The 17,638-nt window shown below is 44.5% G+C and carries 11 protein-coding genes and 1 tRNA gene; 9 read left to right on the plus strand and 3 right to left on the minus strand.

Annotated elements, in window-relative coordinates; genetic code table 11:
• The first annotated feature begins 7 nt into the window (after nucleotides 1–7).
• From lolA to serS, 3 genes are all read left to right on the plus strand, one after another.
• On the plus strand, nucleotides 8–613 hold the full coding sequence (gene lolA, locus M0C34_RS08490; protein WP_248715200.1) for an outer membrane lipoprotein periplasmic chaperone LolA: 606 nt from the start codon (nucleotides 8–10) through the stop codon (nucleotides 611–613).
• Nucleotides 613–1,929, plus strand: a complete 1,317-nt coding sequence (locus M0C34_RS08495) for a replication-associated recombination protein A (protein WP_248715201.1) — start codon at nucleotides 613–615, stop codon at nucleotides 1,927–1,929. Before lolA ends, M0C34_RS08495 begins: the two co-directional genes overlap by 1 nt.
• A 194-nt stretch (nucleotides 1,930–2,123) precedes the next feature.
• On the plus strand, nucleotides 2,124–3,413 hold the full coding sequence (gene serS, locus M0C34_RS08500; RefSeq protein ID WP_248715202.1) for a serine--tRNA ligase: 1,290 nt from the start codon (nucleotides 2,124–2,126) through the stop codon (nucleotides 3,411–3,413).
• Between the two features lie 178 nt (nucleotides 3,414–3,591).
• Here serS and M0C34_RS08505 read toward each other — a convergent pair whose 3' ends face one another.
• Genes M0C34_RS08505 through M0C34_RS08515 form a run of 3 tightly spaced genes read right to left on the minus strand, consistent with a single transcriptional unit; the run spans nucleotide 3,592 to nucleotide 6,749 of the window.
• Nucleotides 3,592–3,921 (minus strand): TusE/DsrC/DsvC family sulfur relay protein, encoded by a 330-nt coding sequence (locus tag M0C34_RS08505; RefSeq protein ID WP_248715203.1) that lies wholly within the window; start codon nucleotides 3,919–3,921, stop codon nucleotides 3,592–3,594.
• 40 nt (nucleotides 3,922–3,961) lie between these two features.
• Complete coding sequence (locus M0C34_RS08510; RefSeq protein ID WP_248715204.1) at nucleotides 3,962–6,031, minus strand: FUSC family membrane protein; 2,070 nt, start codon at nucleotides 6,029–6,031, stop codon at nucleotides 3,962–3,964.
• Nucleotides 6,032–6,083: 52 nt separating this feature from the next.
• Entirely contained in the window at nucleotides 6,084–6,749 is a 666-nt protein-coding gene (locus M0C34_RS08515; RefSeq protein ID WP_248715205.1) for a Bax inhibitor-1/YccA family protein, read from the minus strand.
• A gap of 300 nt (nucleotides 6,750–7,049) precedes the next feature.
• Here M0C34_RS08515 and M0C34_RS08520 point away from each other — a divergent pair, with 300 nt between their 5' ends.
• From M0C34_RS08520 to uvrC, 6 genes are all read left to right on the plus strand, one after another.
• Entirely contained in the window at nucleotides 7,050–7,970 is a 921-nt protein-coding gene (locus M0C34_RS08520; protein ID WP_248715206.1) for a manganese-dependent inorganic pyrophosphatase, read from the plus strand.
• A gap of 509 nt (nucleotides 7,971–8,479) precedes the next feature.
• Complete coding sequence (gene gltB, locus M0C34_RS08525; RefSeq protein ID WP_248715207.1) at nucleotides 8,480–13,126, plus strand: glutamate synthase large subunit; 4,647 nt, start codon at nucleotides 8,480–8,482, stop codon at nucleotides 13,124–13,126.
• 9 nt (nucleotides 13,127–13,135) lie between these two features.
• Nucleotides 13,136–14,626 carry a glutamate synthase subunit beta gene (locus tag M0C34_RS08530; protein ID WP_248715208.1) on the plus strand — a complete coding sequence of 497 codons (1,491 nt, stop codon included), beginning with the start codon at nucleotides 13,136–13,138 and terminating at the stop codon, nucleotides 14,624–14,626.
• 153 nt (nucleotides 14,627–14,779) lie between these two features.
• A tRNA-Ser gene (locus tag M0C34_RS08535) sits at nucleotides 14,780–14,870 on the plus strand.
• 270 nt (nucleotides 14,871–15,140) lie between these two features.
• Nucleotides 15,141–15,785, plus strand: coding sequence for a UvrY/SirA/GacA family response regulator transcription factor (gene uvrY / locus M0C34_RS08540; RefSeq protein ID WP_248715209.1), 645 nt, complete (start codon nucleotides 15,141–15,143; stop codon nucleotides 15,783–15,785).
• A gap of 2 nt (nucleotides 15,786–15,787) precedes the next feature.
• Nucleotides 15,788–17,614, plus strand: a complete 1,827-nt coding sequence (uvrC, locus tag M0C34_RS08545; protein ID WP_256469357.1) for an excinuclease ABC subunit UvrC — start codon at nucleotides 15,788–15,790, stop codon at nucleotides 17,612–17,614.
• Nucleotides 17,615–17,638 lie beyond the last annotated feature (24 nt).

Below are 17,638 nucleotides of genomic sequence, written 5' to 3' on the forward strand. Positions count from 1 at the left end.
GTTGATTATGAAAACAATAATAAAAATAGCGACGCTGCTATTAGTATCGTTCAGTGCTTTTGCAAATGATGCCGCCAGCGAATTGAAGCAACATTTAGCCAAGCTAAATAGTTTCCAAGCCGAGTTTAAACAGGTGGTAGTAGATGCCGATGGAGTAAACATTCATGAAGCTGAAGGCAAGCTTAGCTTAGCTCGACCAGCAAAATTAAATTGGCAGCAGGTTGCACCTGAGCAAGATATGATGGTGTCAGACGGCACCACTATTTGGTACTACAGTCCGTTTGTTGAACAAGTCACTATTATGAATGCGGCAGAAGCGACCAGCCAGTCGCCGATCATTTTATTAGCCGACGACAGAGCTGAAAGCTGGGCTCAGTATCAGGTTGAAAAAGTACAACAAGGCTACTTGGTTAAATCTAAAACTGACCCCTTACAAGCGGCATTTTGGGTGAAACTCGATGCTGACAATAGTATTTCTCGTTTCGATATTATTGAGAGTACAGGCCAACGCAGTGAATTTAGTTTGCAAGCCTTTAAAGCCAACCCTAAGTTATCAGATTCGCTGTTTAGCTTTGATATTCCAGCCAATACCATGATAGACGACCAACGTTAATGAGCTTGGAGCTGAATTTTGAGGCCGATTTTCGGCCTCTTGCTGCAAGAATGCGACCCACTGAGTTAGCGCATTATGTGGGGCAGCAGCATATATTGAGTAGTGACCAACCTTTGTTTAAAGCCATCGCTACCGGCCAGTTGCACTCAATGATCCTTTGGGGGCCTCCTGGCACCGGTAAAACAACCATTGCTGAGTTAGCCGCTCATTATGCAGATGCAGAAGTTGAAAAAATATCCGCTGTTACCGGGGGGATTAAAGAGGTCAGAGCTGCTATTGAGCGGGCTCAACAAAATCAACAAGTCAGCCGCCGCACTATTTTATTTGTTGATGAAGTGCATCGCTTTAATAAAAGTCAGCAAGATGCATTTTTACCTTACGTAGAAAACGGTACAGTTATTTTTGTTGGCGCAACCACCGAAAACCCTTCTTTTGAATTAAATAACGCCTTGTTATCGAGAGCGAAAACTTATGTGCTGCGCTCGCTCGATAGTACGGCCATATTGCAACTCTTAGATCGAGCGATTAATCATGATCAGATCCTCAAGCAGCAAGGGCTTAGCTTTGAAGAGGGCGTATTAGACGCTTTAGCAAACTTGGTGAGCGGGGATGCGCGCAGAGCCCTCAATTTGTTAGAAATGATGGCTGAACTAGCCGAAACCAACGAACACGGCAAGTATTTGAGCTTTGCGCTACTGAAACAAGTAGCGGGAGAGCGTTATAGCCATATCGACAAAGGCGGGGATAAGTTCTACGACTTATTGTCGGCTTTACACAAATCGATTCGCGGGTCAGCGCCTGATGCAGCGTTATATTGGTATAGCCGTATACTTGAAGCCAGTGGTGACCCTTTATCGGTTGCCCGTCGTTGTTTAGCTATTGCCTCAGAAGATGTCGGTAATGCTGATCCTAGAGCGATGCAAATCGCTGTTAGCGCCTGGGACTGCTTTACTCGAGTCGGCGCTGCCGAAGGAGAGAGAGCTATTGCGCAAGCGGTGGTGTACTTGGCTTGTGCACCCAAAAGTAATGCCGTATACACGGCCTTTAAAGCGGCTCGGATTGCCGCTAAAGAGCACGGTGATGCTGACGTTCCGGTGCACTTGCGTAACGCCCCCACTAAATTAATGGCTGAACTTGGCTACGGCGCGGAGTATCGCTACGCGCATGATGAGCCAAACGCTTATGCCGCAGGGCAGCAATACATGCCTGAAGGCTTACAAGGGCATCAGTTTTATTATCCCCAAGCGCGTGGTTTAGAAAAGCAGATTGCAGAAAAGCTTCGTTACTTAAAAGATTTAGACCAACACGCCAAGTAACCGACTACTTATCGAAACTATTTTCTTTTTATTACCCAATCTAGTGGAAAGCTAGATTGTGTCTACTAGTAGTTGCTTTATAATAAGCAAGTTTTGTAAACCATACATTTAGCGGTGTTTTAGACATTGAATAGGGATTTGTTGTCTCCAACATTGCTAGTAATTAACTATTTGAATTGGAAGTAGGTTATTGAATGTTAGACGCTAATTTGTTGCGCGGCGAAATAGAAACCACCGCAGAGCGCTTAAAGACTCGTGGCTTTGAACTAGACGTAGCGCGATTGACTGAACTAGAAAGTCGTCGTAAAGAGCTACAGGTTCGTACCCAAGAACTACAAAACGAGCGTAATACCCGTTCCAAATCAATTGGTCAGGCAAAAGGGCGTGGTGAAGATATAGCGCCTTTGTTAGCCGAAGTCGGCCAACTAGGCGAGAAGCTAGATGCAGCTAAAAGCGAGTTAAATGCCTTACTGGAAGAAATTAAAGACTATTCTTTAACCCTACCAAACTTGCCTCACCCTAGTGCGCCTATTGGCAAAGATGAAGACGAAAACGTTGAGTTACATACTTGGGGCGAGCTACCAAGCTTTGATTTCGAGGTGAAAGACCACGTTGATGTAGGGACTGATTTACAAGGCTTAGATTTTGCCAATGCGGTTAAAATTAGTGGGTCTCGCTTTATCGTCATGAAGGGTAAAATTGCCAAACTACACCGGGCTATTGCTCAATTCATGTTAGATACCCATACCGAAGAACACGCTTACCAAGAGATGTATGTCCCTTACTTGGTGAACTCAGATTCGCTGTATGGTACGGGTCAAATGCCTAAGTTTGGTAAGGATTTGTTTCACACTCAGCCTGCTACCGAAGAAGGTATTGGCATGAGCTTGATTCCTACCGCAGAAGTGCCGTTAACCAATATGTTACGAGACACTATCGTTGACGAAACTGAGCTGCCCATTCGTATGACGGCTCATACACCATGTTTTCGTAGTGAAGCTGGCTCTTATGGTCGTGATACTCGGGGCTTAATTCGTCAACATCAGTTCGACAAAGTAGAGATGGTGCAGTTAGTTAAACCTGAGACTTCTTACGATGCCTTAGAAGAAATGCGCCAGCACGCAGAAAACATTTTGCAAAAACTTAAACTTCCATACCGTGTAGTGACTCTGTGTACTGGCGACATGGGCTTTGGCGCGACTAAAACCTATGACTTAGAAGTATGGGTGCCCGCGCAAGAGGCTTATCGTGAGATATCTTCAGTATCTAACTGTGAAGATTTTCAAACACGCCGCATGCAAGCGCGTTTTCGCCCAACGGGTGCTAAAAAACCAGAGTTGTTGCACTCATTGAATGGGTCGGGTTTAGCGGTAGGTCGTACCTTGGTAGCCATCCTTGAAAACTACCAAAACGCCGACGGTAGCATTGATATACCAGAGGTTTTACAGCCTTATATGGGCGGCGCAGACACTATTTCTATCTAGTGTGCAGTAAAGCCAACAAAAGCGCCCTTAGGCGCTTTTTTTGTTTTAGCACTTATCCAATGCCCAGCTAATCTGGTCTGTTTATGGTGTAGTGGATTTGAAGTTAATCGCAACGCCAACAAGACGGTCAGCATCCAATCTATGTAACCAATCGCGCATAGAAGCGGCAGAGTAGGCTTCAAATACACTTAACGGGTTTTGGTAAGCCTGCCACTTTAGTCGCTTGCTTGGCGGGTCCCTCAGGAAACAATTTGTATAAGTAACGACTGTTCCCCTTGTCTGGGCCAAACTTGTTCGCCATCGCTTTTACTAGCGCTCGCATCGCCGGAGAGGTATTAAATTCTAAATAGAAATTACGCACAAACCTAACCACTTCCCAGTGGGCCTCGGTCATGTCTATATTTTCAAGCTGAGCAATATGCGCCGCTAAATCTTCAGACCAAACATCTAATTCAAGTAAATAACCATTTTTATCGGTTTGGTAGTGTTGGCCGTTAAATTCAATCATGGAAAACTGACTTGCCTTGTAACATGGTGATAGGGGGAGTTTACCATTTACCGTTCAACAGTAACTGGCGAATTTCTTTTAGATCTTTGCCAATCAACTGCAGCTGATAAGCAATGAGCAGCTCATTACCGACTAATTGCGGCAGCAACTGATTGATAGAACGCATCAATGTGTCGTGCTGTAAGCTCAAGCTTGGTCGCTGAGCCGATTTTAATAATAAGTAATCATGCATTACGATTAACTCATCTTGGAAGCGTTCACCTAAAGCCGCCAAACTTTGGGCGGCTTGGCTAGATTGTAATTGGCTGCGGTGAGTCGATAAAGCCGACAAGTGGGATAACAAGTGATGGCTTAGACCCACTAATTGATAGAGTTCAGGTGAAAGGCGCTGTTTGGCGCTGGGCTCTGCCAGCATATGTTGCCAATGCCTCACTAACTCAGCTTCACTTTGATATGCATGGTAACGGCTTAAACGGAATTCTGTGCTCTCTTCGGCTGACTGGTTAAAATATTGCTCAAATATAGCGCGTTGGTATGCTGCAATATTGGTAAATAATTGACTGATAATTTTGCGGCTTTGCTTATGTTGCCAGTCGGGCCAGAGATAGCGCATCGCGGTTAATGCCATCAACGCACCAATAATGGTAACAATAGTTCTTACCGCTAAGGCTTCATTGGCAGGGTAACCTTGAATGTCTAGCGACATGGCAACAAAGATGGTTATCACTGCTACCGAAATCGCATAGTTAACATGAAAGAATAAGAAAAACAGTAGGACTAAGCCGGGTAGTAAGGCTGTGGTAACAAGATCAGGTAGTGCCAAAAAGCTCAAACCTGCCGCTAGTATCACGCCAATTATAGTGCCGTATACTCGCTTATCTACGCGTTTTTTAGTGTCGTGATAATTGGGTTTAACAACCAGTAAGCAACTTAGCATTAACCAGTATGCGTGCTCGTCGCCAACCCCTTGAATCATCCCATAAGCGACCAACATAATGGTCGCCATTCTCAAGGCATGGCGATTAACGGATAAACTAAAATCGAAGAGCTGTTGAAAGTATTGCTTTAACGAAATGGCTCTAAAGGGGGAAAACTTTTGTTCAGGCTCGGGGAAGTGCTGTTCGTGAAAACATAAGGCCGTCACTTTTTTTAAATTTTTAAGCATATAGGCAAAACGAGGAGGAACGTCTTTTAAGTTAGCACGTGACCTTTCAATGTCATCAATGGCGAGGTTCAATTCCTCCTCTACTTCACTGTTTACCTTATTCGCGCCAATGACACGGGCTATTTTTACTAATACCGTACGTGTTTCGGCTAGCAAGGTTCTAGGGAGTACTTTTTGTAGGCGTTGATAATCTAAATGCGAAGAACTTAAGCGTTCGTGTAATAACTGAGCCTTAAAGAAGCGGTCCATCTGGCTAGAGCCAACCTGCTGTTTGTTACGTTGCTGGTATACGTACAAACCATGTCGTATTACGCCGAGTTGTTCGGCAATATCGGCGCTTTGTGCCGTTAATTTTACTTGGATATCGTTGATGTTCGATTCACGTTGAAACAAACGTGTTTTAGTTAGCTGATATAAGCTGATTTGGCGAAAAATTTGATCTAATTGCTTATCTAGCCAACGCGTTGGGTATAGCGCATTGATTAATAATGACAATAAGGCATAGCTCAAAGCCCCAATGACAAGCCATAAAGGTTGTTGCCATGGGTTAGCGTAAGTGCTGTAGCCCAGCATGGTATAGATAGCGATGATTAACGAACATAAGGAAATGGCACCGTATTTTTGTCCTAATACCGGCATCCGCATAAATAAATAGGTAGAGCTAAATAAGCCCAATGCGAATAACCAAGGCCAAGGAAAGAGTAGGGTGACCGATACACTAGCTAAAGTGAAACTGAACGCCATTAACAGGGTGCTTTGTCGGCGGTGCTGATAAAAATCGGGGCTGTCAGAAAGGCCTGCGGCAACCACACCCAATGTCGCAGTGAGGGCGATATCAAGATTGAACACTAGGCCAAGGCTTAAAATAAGCGTAGCAAGGCCTGCTGCTTTTAAAGCTATCGTCCAGTTGAGTTTTGAAGCGTCAATAGGGAGTGTTAAGGCCATAAATGAAAACGCCCTGTACAGGACAGGGCGTAATTATCCTTGTGCAAGCTATCTAGTCGTCGTTCAAAAAGCCTAGTATTTGCAATAAGTGTACGAAAATATTAAATATATTCAAGTACATAGATATAGTAGCTCGAATATAGTTGGTCTCGGTGCCGTTCATGATGTTACTGGTATCGTAAAGGATAAAGCCAGAAAACAGCATCACTGCCGCGCCGCTGATGGCTAAGCTAAGCATTGGTATTTGTAAGAAGATGTTAAGCAGCATGCTTACTACTAATACAATGACACCAGCCATTAAAAAGCCACTCATAAATGAGAAGTCTTTCTTGGTGGTCAGCACGTAGCCAGACAAGCCAAAGAAGATTAAGCCAGTCATGCCCAAGGCTTGCATTACAATGGCGCCGCCTTGTGGGATCTGTAAGTAGAAGCTTAACAATGGGCCTAAAGAGGCACCCATTAGCGAAGTAAATACAAAGGTCCAAACAAGTCCCATAGACGAGTTAATGCTGCGAGGTATTACAAAAAATACGATGACCATCGCGGCAACCATCATACCAATAGATGCCATTTGGCCAATTCCGGCGACTACCGCAAAGAACGCTGCGATTGCACTGGTAAACAAGGTCATCGACAATAACGCGTAAGTGTTACGCAAAACCTTATTGGTCTCCAGCTTCGATGCAGCGCTATAGTTTATCGTGCTAGGCTGATTCATTCATTTCACTCCGTAGTTGACTGAGTTGTTTGTTAGTTTTGTTAAAACGAATAGCTAGTATAACGATATTTTTGCTAAAGAAAATCAAATCCGACATCTAAAAAGCTTCTCTCGTGTCACCAAAACATCACTGAGCAATAGATTTTAAGATTAAGCGGCTTAAAGATGCCGCTTAAATTCAATTGGCTTTTATACAAAAGGTAGTATTGCACTCATCCACGCATAGCCCTATGATCGAACTATACACGGGGCTTTTTGCCTATCCCTTTTGATTTACGATTAAAGTGAGACGGATAACAGATGTTAGTACTAGGACACACTAATCCAGACTGCGATAGTATCGCTGGCGCGATATCTTTAGCAGAGTTATTAACCAAGCAAGGCACGCCTGCTACCGCGATTGCGCAAGGTGAACCGAACCCAGAAGCTCAATTTCTGTTAAATAAGATTGGCTTTGAAGCACCAGAAATCCGCACTGAAATTGCTGGTGAAGATGTCTGGCTTATTGATTACTCTGATTGGGGCCAAGCGCCGAAAGACGCTAAGAAAGCCAACATTCGCGGTATTGTTGATCACCATAAACTGGGGGATATAACCACGGCTGAGCCGGTTGAGTGTTGGATCCGCCCTGTTGGGTGTAGCTGTACTATTGTTTACAGCATGTACCAAGCATCGAACATCATCCCAAGTAAAGAAGCTGCTACCTTAATGCTAGGTGCTATCTTAAGTGATACGGTTAAGTTTAATTCACCCACCTTTACACCGATTGACCGCACCGCTGCTGAAGCATTAGCTGAATTAGCCGGTGTTGCTGACATTGACGCTTTTGCCGATGAGCAGTTTGCTGCCAAATCAGATGTAGCGTCAGTGCCTGCTGAAGAATTAGTACTTAGAGACCAAAAAGTTTACGAGATCAATGGTAAGCAGTTTGCTATCGCTCAATTAGAGTTAACCTCAGTGACACCTGTTCTTGCTCGTTTAGACGAGTTAGAAACCGCTTTAGTGGCTCTTAAACAAGCCAACAACTACCATACTGCGTTAGTTGTACTCACTGATATCACTACTTTAAATTCAACCGGTTTAATTTGTAGTGACGAAGCGGCCTTAGTGGCCTCTACGTTAGGTGGCACCATGGAAGGTTCTGTCATTGACCTGCCAGGTGTTGTTAGCCGTAAAAAGCAAATAATGCCGCCGTTACAACGACAGTTTGACGTGGTTTAATACCTAAACGATTGCATGAAGCCAGCCGACAGTGCTGGCTTTTTTGTAAGTGTAAGTTGGCTAACTTACTTTTGTAACTCAAGATAACCTTTTCAATAACAACCTCAGCTAATTTGATTTACAAATTACGTTATTTTATTACGAGTTGACCAGCTTGACCCCATTGAGTGCAGATATAGTGAATTTTTCTGCAAAAATAATGAGAAAAAACGCGTTTTTTTAGCCGCTTATACAATTATGTAAAAAAAAATCGTGTTTAATTTCAAGTCAAGTCTGAAATTCGGATTATATCTGTGGTAGCATTTCTTTTACTTTCGTGACGAATGGATTAGCTCCTGCGTTATTGAATGCTGTTGTTTTGGAGGTTTCTAGAATAATTGTCTGTGAATGGTGGTTGTTTACACATCATCAGTCGATGATGGGGCACCTCTTTAAATGAAAATACTATTAGTGTTCTACGACTTATTAGTCTGAATAACATTAATATAGCAGTAAATAGGAATTACTGGATGACAAACATAACTCAACACAATAAGAGCCTGTATAGGCCAGAATTCGAACACGATAGCTGTGGTATCGGATTTGTTGCCCATTTAAAAGGGCGTAAAAGTCATGATGTGATCGAAAACGCATTGACTATGCTTACTTGCATGGAGCACCGTGGCGGTACTGGTTGTGACGTCGATAGCGGCGACGGCGCAGGTATTCTCATTCAGCTTCCTCACGAGTTTTTTAACGAAGAAGCCACTAAACTGGGTTTCAGCTTACCTAAACCCGGTGAGTACGGCGTGGGCATGGTTTACTTCCCAGCCGATGAAGCGATTCGTCGTGAATGTCGTGAAATTCTCAAACGTAATATTGAGAAACTAGGCTTAAGTTTATTAGGCTACCGAGTTGTTCCAAAAGATAACTCTAGCTTGGGTCAGGCCTCATTAGATAATGAACCGCAAATTGAACAAGTGTTCATTGGGCGCCCGGCCGATCTAGACCAGCAAATATTCGAACGTAAACTGTTTGTATTACGCAAATACACACTGCACATTGCTGACGCAACCGTTGCGGGTGTCAGTGAAGACTTCTACATGGCGTCTATGTCTTCACGTACCATCGTTTATAAAGGGCAGTTAACCACCGCTCAGGTACGTAAATATTACTTAGATTTACAAGACCCGCGTGTGGTTTCGGCTATTGCCATGTTCCACTCTCGTTTCTCTACTAATACCTTCCCTGCTTGGCGTTTAGCCCAGCCTTTCCGTTACATTGCCCACAATGGTGAAATTAACACTGTTAAAGGGAATGTAAACTGGATGCGAGCGCGCGAATCATTGCTTGCAAGTGTTAACTTCAGTAAAGAAGAACTGGATATGATTAATCCAGTTTGTGATATCTCACGATCAGATTCAGCTAACCTAGATATGTGTGTTGAATTGCTTGTACTTAGCGGCCGTCCGTTAGAACAAGTGATGATGATGGTGGTGCCAGAAGCATGGCAAACTCAAGATGACATGGACCCAGTGAAACGTGCCTTCTACGAGTACTACTCTTGCATGATGGAACCTTGGGATGGTCCTGCTTCAATTTCATTTACTAATGGTAAAGTCATTGGCGCAACATTAGACCGTAACGGCTTACGTCCTTCTCGCTACTTAGTGACAGACGATGGCTTGGTTGTCATGGGCTCAGAAACTGGCGCATTGGTTGTAGACCAATCTAAAGTGGTACAAAAAGGCCGTTTACAGCCGGGTAAAATCTTCATTGCAGATTTAGAGCAAGGTCGAATCATCGCTGATGACGAAGTAAAACACACTGTGTGTTCTAGCCAGCCTTATGGCAAGTGGGTAGAAGAAAACAAGATTGTTTTAGATGATTTGCCGTTACCACAAGGCTACGATCGTTTTGCTACTCAGCATAGCCTAGAGAAGCGTCAAAAAGCCTTTGGTTATAGCCTAGAAGATATCAACGCAATATTGAAACCAATGGTGGGTACGTCTAAAGAACCTTTAGGTGCAATGGGTACAGATACGCCTTTGGCGATTTTATCTGACAAAAACCCACACCTATCGCATTACTTTAAGCAGTTGTTTGCTCAGGTAACTAATCCGCCAATTGACCCTATTCGTGAAGAAATGGTGATGTCTTTACGTACTTACGTAGGCGCTGATTTAAACTTACTTGAAGAAACTCCGCTGCATTGCCGCAAGGTAGAAATCAAGCAACCAGTGTTATCTAACGAGCAGTTAGCTAAGCTACGTAGCATTGACCATAACCACTTCCAAGCGGCAACTATTCATACAACTTTCCACGCTTCTGGCGCAGAAAACGACCTTGAGAAAGCCTTAGAGCGTATTTGTCGTCATGCTAAAGATGCCGTAGACGATGGCTTCTCAATTCTTATTTTGAGTGACCGTAAAGTAGACAGCGACCACGCTGCCGTACCGTCGGTATTAGCCACAGCGGCTGTTCACCATTACTTAATTCGTGAAGGTATTCGTGCTCACGCTGACTTAATTGTTGAATCAGGTGATATACGTGAAACACATCACTTAGCGACGGTATTAGGCTACGGCGCTGCTGCAGTTAACCCGTACTTAGCCATTGAAACCTTGCTAGATATGCGTGACCAAGCAATTATTGATAGCGGCATGTCTAACGACGATGTTATTTCGCGTTACACTAATGCGGTAAATAGCGGCTTGTTAAAAATCTTCTCGAAGATGGGGATTTCTACCCTTCAGTCGTACCAAGGCGCGCAAATTTTTGAAGCCTTAGGTATTAACTCTGACGTGGTTAAAAAATACTTCACTGGTACGGTAACCCGTATTGAAGGCTTAAGCTTAGATGGTATTGCTACCGAAGCTTTAAACCGTCACCGCGAAGGTTTCCCAGCTGACGATAATCCGTTCAGCGACCTGATCCTTAAAACCGGTGGTGACTACGCTTGGCGCAAAGACGGCGAACGTCACTTATTTAACCCAACGACTATTCGCTTGTTACAAAATGCTTCGTCGACTAACGACTATAAAGTATTTAAAGAATATGCGGCCAATGTAGATAACCAAGCTAAAGAAGCCTTCACTTTACGTGGCTTATTGAAGTTTAAAACTGATCGCCCAAGTGTGCCGCTAGACGAAGTAGAGTCAGCTGAGAATATCCTTAAGCGTTTTGCTACAGGTGCAATGAGCTTCGGTTCTATTTCTTGGGAAGCGCACACCACGCTAGCTATTGCGATGAACCGCATTGGTGGTAAGAGTAACTCAGGTGAGGGCGGTGAAGACCCCATTCGCTTCAAGCCAATGGAAAACGGCGACTCGATGATCTCTAAGATCAAGCAGGTTGCTTCTGGTCGCTTTGGTGTGACCAGCCATTATTTGGCTAACGCTGAAGAGCTTCAAATTAAAATGGCTCAAGGTGCCAAGCCTGGCGAAGGCGGTCAATTACCGGGTGATAAAGTCGATGCATGGATTGGTAAAACACGTGGTTCAACACCGGGTGTTGGTCTAATTTCACCACCGCCTCACCACGACATTTACTCGATCGAAGATTTAGCTCAGCTAATCTACGATTTGAAAAATGCTAACCGCGACGCACGTATTAACGTTAAGTTAGTATCAGAAGCGGGCGTAGGTACGATTGCTTCTGGTGTATGTAAAGGTTATGCCGACGTAGTGCTTATTGCTGGCTACGATGGTGGTACGGGTGCATCTCCACTTAGCTCAATTAAACATGCGGGTCTGCCGTGGGAGCTTGGTCTAGCCGAGACTCACCAAACGCTGATTCAAAATAAACTACGTAGCCGTATTACGGTACAAGCCGATGGCCAACTCAAAACACCACGCGATTTGGCTGTAGCGACGTTACTTGGTGCCGAAGAGTGGGGCGTAGCAACCGCAGCGCTGGTGGTTGAAGGTTGTACCATGATGCGTAAGTGTCACTTGAACACTTGTCCGGTGGGTATTGCTACGCAAGACCGTCGTTTGCGTGAGCGTTACGCTGGTCAAGTTGACCACGTTGTTAACTTCTTCCAGATGATGGTTGAAGGCTTACGTGAGATTATGGCTGAACTTGGTTTCCGCACCATCAATGAGATGGTTGGTCAAAGTCAATGCTTAACACCGCGTACAGACGTTGATCATTGGAAATATAAAGGCGTAGATTTATCGCCAATCTTGTATAAAGCCGATGATAGCGGTAACGAAACACTTTACTGTAGCCAAGAGCAAAAACACTTAATTCACGACATTGTTGACCGTCAGTTAATTAAAGATGCAGCTCCAGCACTAGAGTCTGGTGAAGCGGTATCGTTAAGTTCTGACATTATCAATACTAACCGTAGTGTTGGTACCATGTTGTCGAATGAGATTTCTAAGCGTTATGGTGCAGAAGGTCTGCCAGAAGATACGATTAAGGTTAAATTTAGCGGTAGTGCTGGCCAAAGCTTTGGTACGTTTGCTGCCAAGGGCATCAAGTTTGAACTTGAAGGCGATGCCAATGACTACTTCGGTAAAGGTTTATCTGGCGCCAAGTTAGTGGTTTATCCTGATGCGAATGCCCCATTTGAAGCACGTAAGAACATCATTGTAGGTAACGTTGCCTTCTTTGGTGGTACTTCTGGTGAAGCTTACATCCGTGGTATTGCAGGCGAGCGCTTCTGTGTGCGTAACTCTGGTGTAACCGCTATCGTTGAGGGTGTTGGTGACCACGGTTGTGAATACATGACTGGTGGTAAAGCGGTTATTCTTGGTGAAACAGGCCGTAACTTCGCCGCAGGTATGTCTGGTGGTGTTGCTTACGTACTTGATCGCAGCAAGCAGTTTGCTTCTCGTTGTAACATGGAAATGGTTAGGTTAGGTGGCATTGAAGATGCTGCTGAAGCTGCCGAGTTGAAAGCCCTAATTGAAAATCACTTAGCGCATACTGGTTCAGATGTCGCTAAAGAGTTGCTAGAAGATTGGGACAATGCCTTAAGCTTGTTTGTTCGTGTAATGCCTACCGATTACGAACGTATGCAAAATTACATGAAAGAGGCGAAAGCGACAGGTGAATTCGAGTCGGATTATGACGTTGCAGTAGCAGCATTCGATATGCACCTTGATAGCGTCGCGCAAGCGAAAAAAGCCAAGGCTGAGCAAGCCAAACAAAAAGCTGAAGCGGTTTAGGAGAGAGACATGGCAAATCCAACTGGATTTATGGAAATAGACAGGAAGCTATCGACAGACCGCGACCCAGCAGAGCGTTTGATAGATTGGCTTGAAGTTAAAACGCCGATGAGCGAAGAAGCGGTAAAAGACCAAGCTTCTCGCTGTATGGATTGTGGTATCCCATTTTGTCATTCAGGTGACTCAGACTACGCACCACGTGTAGCCGGGTGTCCAATTAATAACTTGATCCCTGAGTGGAACGATTTGGTGTACCGTGGTCGTTGGAAAGATGCAATCGACCGTTTACACAAAACCAATAACTTCCCAGAGTTTACTGGTCGTGTATGCCCAGCACCTTGTGAAGACTCTTGTGTACTGGGTATTAATGCTCCACCGGTAACCATTAAGAGCCAAGAAGTAAACATTATCGAACGCGCTTTTAAAGAAGGTTGGGTTAAACCTAACATTCCTAAAAAACGCAGCGGTAAAACGGTGGCTATCGTAGGGTCTGGCCCTGCAGGTTTGGCCGCGGCTGCGCAATTAAACTCTGCCGGTCATACCGTCACAGTATTTGAGCGTGCAGACCGAATTGGTGGCTTGTTAATGTACGGTATTCCGAACATGAAACTGCAAAAAGAAATTGTGCAGCGTCGTGTTGATATCATGCGTGAAGAAGGCATCATTTTTAAAACCTCAGTGGAAATCGGTAAAGACATCTCAATCAATCGTTTACATGATGATTTTGATGCCTTGCTGTTAGCTACGGGTGCAACGGTACCGCGTGACTTACCGGTTGAAGGCCGTCAATTGAAAGGTGTTCATTTTGCGATGGAGTTTTTAGGTAAGAATACTAAGAGCTTATTGGATAGCAATCTGGATGACGGTCGCTACATCAGTGCTAAAGATAAGCACGTTGTGGTTATCGGTGGCGGTGATACCGGTACTGACTGTGTGGGCACATCATTGCGCCATGGCTGTGCCAACGTTATGCAACTTGAGATTATGCCTCAGCCTCCACAAGAGCGTGCTCAAGATAACCCATGGCCTGAGTTTAAGCGCACGCTTAAACGTGATTATGGTCAGGATGAAGCGATTGCGATTCAAGGTGAAGACCCGCGTCGTTACTTAGTCATGACACAGAAGATGGCGGGCGATGAACAAGGCAATGTTACTGCTGTTCATACCACCAAGATCACCTGGGCTAAAAATGCCAATGGTCAAATGATTCCTGAGCCAGTCAAAGGCAGCGAAGAAGTCATTAAAGCTGACTTAGTATTATTGGCGATGGGCTTTATGGGGCCAGAAGCGGGTATTATTGATGAGTTAGGCGTAGAAAAAGACGCTCGCTCAAATGCTAAAGCTGCTTACGATGAATACGCCACTAATGTCAAAGGTGTATTCGCGGCAGGTGATGCTCGTCGTGGTCAAAGCTTGATTGTGTGGGCTATTAACGAAGGTCGTGGTGCTGCTCAAGCAGTAGACACTTTCTTAATGGGTAAAAGTTACCTACCTAAATAAGCCTTGCGAAACCTTACTAAACCCAGCTAAGGCTGGGTTTTTTTATGTCCAGATTCTGTGTGTTAATTGCGCGCTTAGTGCTCTTTTTCAAAAAACCTTAAAAAGACAGTTTACAAGCTTCTAATTGGCGGTTAATATGCGCCCCGTTGCTGCGGAGGGGTGGCAGAGTGGTCGAATGCACCGGTCTTGAAAACCGGCAAGGGTTAATAGCCCTTCGAGAGTTCAAATCTCTCCTCCTCCGCCATATTCGAAAAGCTAGCCATTGGGCTAGCTTTTTTCGTTTTAGCAGCCACTACTGCTCGTTGATAGACATCGCCTAAGCTGTTCAAGGCTTAACCAATAAATGTTTTAGTTATCTAAAATGCTCTTTATTACTTACCAAATCTAAACTTATAAAGCTTAATCCTTTAAATTCGCGGCTTGATGGGATATAAAGTTTGCTGCGCAAGTAATTGTAGACTTGCCAACCCGCCCAATTAATTGATTGATGTTTTAGTTACTGCGGAGAACGCGCTTGATAAACGTATTTCTGGTTGACGATCATGAGTTAGTGCGCACAGGGATCCGTCGCATTTTAGAAGACGTTAGAGGATTTAAGGTTGTTGGTGAAGCCGAGAGCGGCGAAAAAGCTGTTCAATGGTGTCGAAGTAATCAGGCTAATGTCATTCTTATGGACATGAATATGCCTGGCATTGGTGGCTTAGAAGCTACCCGAAAGATTCTTCGCTATGATCCCGATGCCAAAATTATAGTACTAACCATTCACACTGAAAATCCATTTCCTACTAAGGTTATGCAGGCCGGTGCATGTGGTTATTTAACTAAAAGTGCTGCCCCTGACGAGATGCTACAAGCTATTCGCGCGGTGAATGTAGGCCAGCGTTACTTGTCGCCCGAGATCGCCCAACAGATGGCCTTAAGCCAGTTTAACCCCGCTGAAGACAACCCGTTTCAAAGTTTGTCTGAGCGTGAATTACAAATAATGTTGATGATCACCAAAGGTGAAAAGGTCACCGACATTTCTGAACAATTGAATCTTAGCCCTAAAACTGTCAATTCTTATCGTTATCGCTTGTTTAGCAAGTTAGACATCAATGGTGATGTAGAGCTCACTCACTTAGCAATACGTCATGGAATGATAGATACAGATAAGTTGTAATTTTGTCTGCTAAAGATTTTGATAGTAAAACTTTTCTAGCGCAGGTTTCTGAGTCTAGCGGTATATACATGATGTATAACGCTGCAGACGAAGTGATCTATGTTGGTAAGGCTAAGTCTCTTAAAAAGCGCCTTAGCAGCTACTTTAGAAAAACGGTTGATAGTAATAAAACCAGAGCTTTAGTGTCTAACATTGCACATATTGAAGTCACGGTGACCCATACAGAAACAGAGGCACTGATACTCGAACACAATCTGATTAAAAAGTATCTGCCTAAATACAACGTATTGTTACGCGACGACAAATCTTACCCTTACATCTTAATCAGTCAGCACAAACACCCTCGTATTTCTATGCATCGAGGAGCGAAGCGTTCTAAGGGTAATTATTTTGGGCCCTATCCAAACGGCAACGCGGTCCGAGAAAGCTTGCATCTAATGCAAAAGTTGTTTCCAATCCGCCAATGTAGCGATAGCGAGTACGCAAATCGGCAGCGCCCTTGTTTACAATATCAGCTAAAACGCTGCTCAGGACCTTGCGTTAATCTCGTCAGTGATGATGATTATCAACAGCAAGTGGATCTTGCTAGCATGTTCTTAAAAGGTAAAAGCCAACAGGTTATCAATCAGTTGGTAGAAAAGATGTCGGCCGCCAGTGACAGCCTAAATTTCGAAGCTGCAGCAGGCTTTCGCGACCAAATTCAAGCGATGCGTAAAGTACAAGAGCAACAATTTGTAAGTGGCAATACCGAACACAGTGATGTGGTGGGTTTCGCCTTTAGAAACGGCATTGCAGTTGTCCACTTGCTACTGATTAGAGATGGCCAGGTATTAGGCAGTCGTTCTTATTATCCTAAAGTACCCAAGCAAGCTGAAGTCCCTGAAGTGTTACGTAGCTTTGTTATGCAGTACTACTTGTCTGAGCAACGCAAAGGTAACCAGCCCAACGAAGTACTGCTGCCCGACGTTGAAGGTGACTGGCCCGAAATAGAGGCCGCCATAGAAGCAGAACTCGATTCAAAAGTAAAACTCAGTACCCCAAAACGTGGTGAGAAATTACGCTTTGTCGCCTTAGCCAATACTAACGCCGAAAATGCCTTGCTGACTAAATTGAATCAAGAGGCGACGATCCATCACCGGGTGACCGAATTGGAGCAGCTGCTCAAACAAGATAAACCGATTAAACGGATGGAGTGTTTCGATATCAGCCACACCCAAGGTGAGCGCACAGTGGCGTCATGTGTGGTATTTGATAGACAGGGCCCCAATAAGTCTGAATATCGACGCTTTAATATTGACGGTATTACCGGTGGTGATGACTACGCGGCGATGGCTCAGGCTTTAACGCGACGCTACCAAAAAGCTCAATTGGCTGAAAAAATTCCTGATGTGCTGTTTATCGACGGTGGCAAGGGCCAATTGTCGGCAGCCTTTGCCAGTCTTGAGCCGCTAAACTTACAAGCCATGCCGCTGTTAGTCGGGGTGGCTAAAGGGATTACACGTAAGCCAGGTTTAGAAACCTTGTTGATTGGTAAGACAATGCAAGAAGTGCATTTGCCTAGCGATTCACCCGCCTTACATCTTATTCAGCACATTCGCGACGAAAGTCACCGCTTTGCGATTACTGGTCATCGTAATCGTCGCGACAAGGCACGCAAGACCAGTGTGTTGGAGGATATACCCGGTATTGGCGCAAAACGTCGTCAAGCCCTGCTGACTCACTTAGGTGGAATGCAGCAAATGAACAACGCAAGCGTTGATGAAATTAAGAAAGTGCCGGGTATTAGCCCTTCTTTGGCGCAAAAAATCCATGATACGTTGCATCACTAAGCAAGATTAGGCAACATAGCGCCA

Origin of the sequence: Agarivorans sp. TSD2052 (assembly GCF_023238625.1) — a bacterium.
GTDB lineage: Bacteria > Pseudomonadota > Gammaproteobacteria > Enterobacterales > Celerinatantimonadaceae > Agarivorans.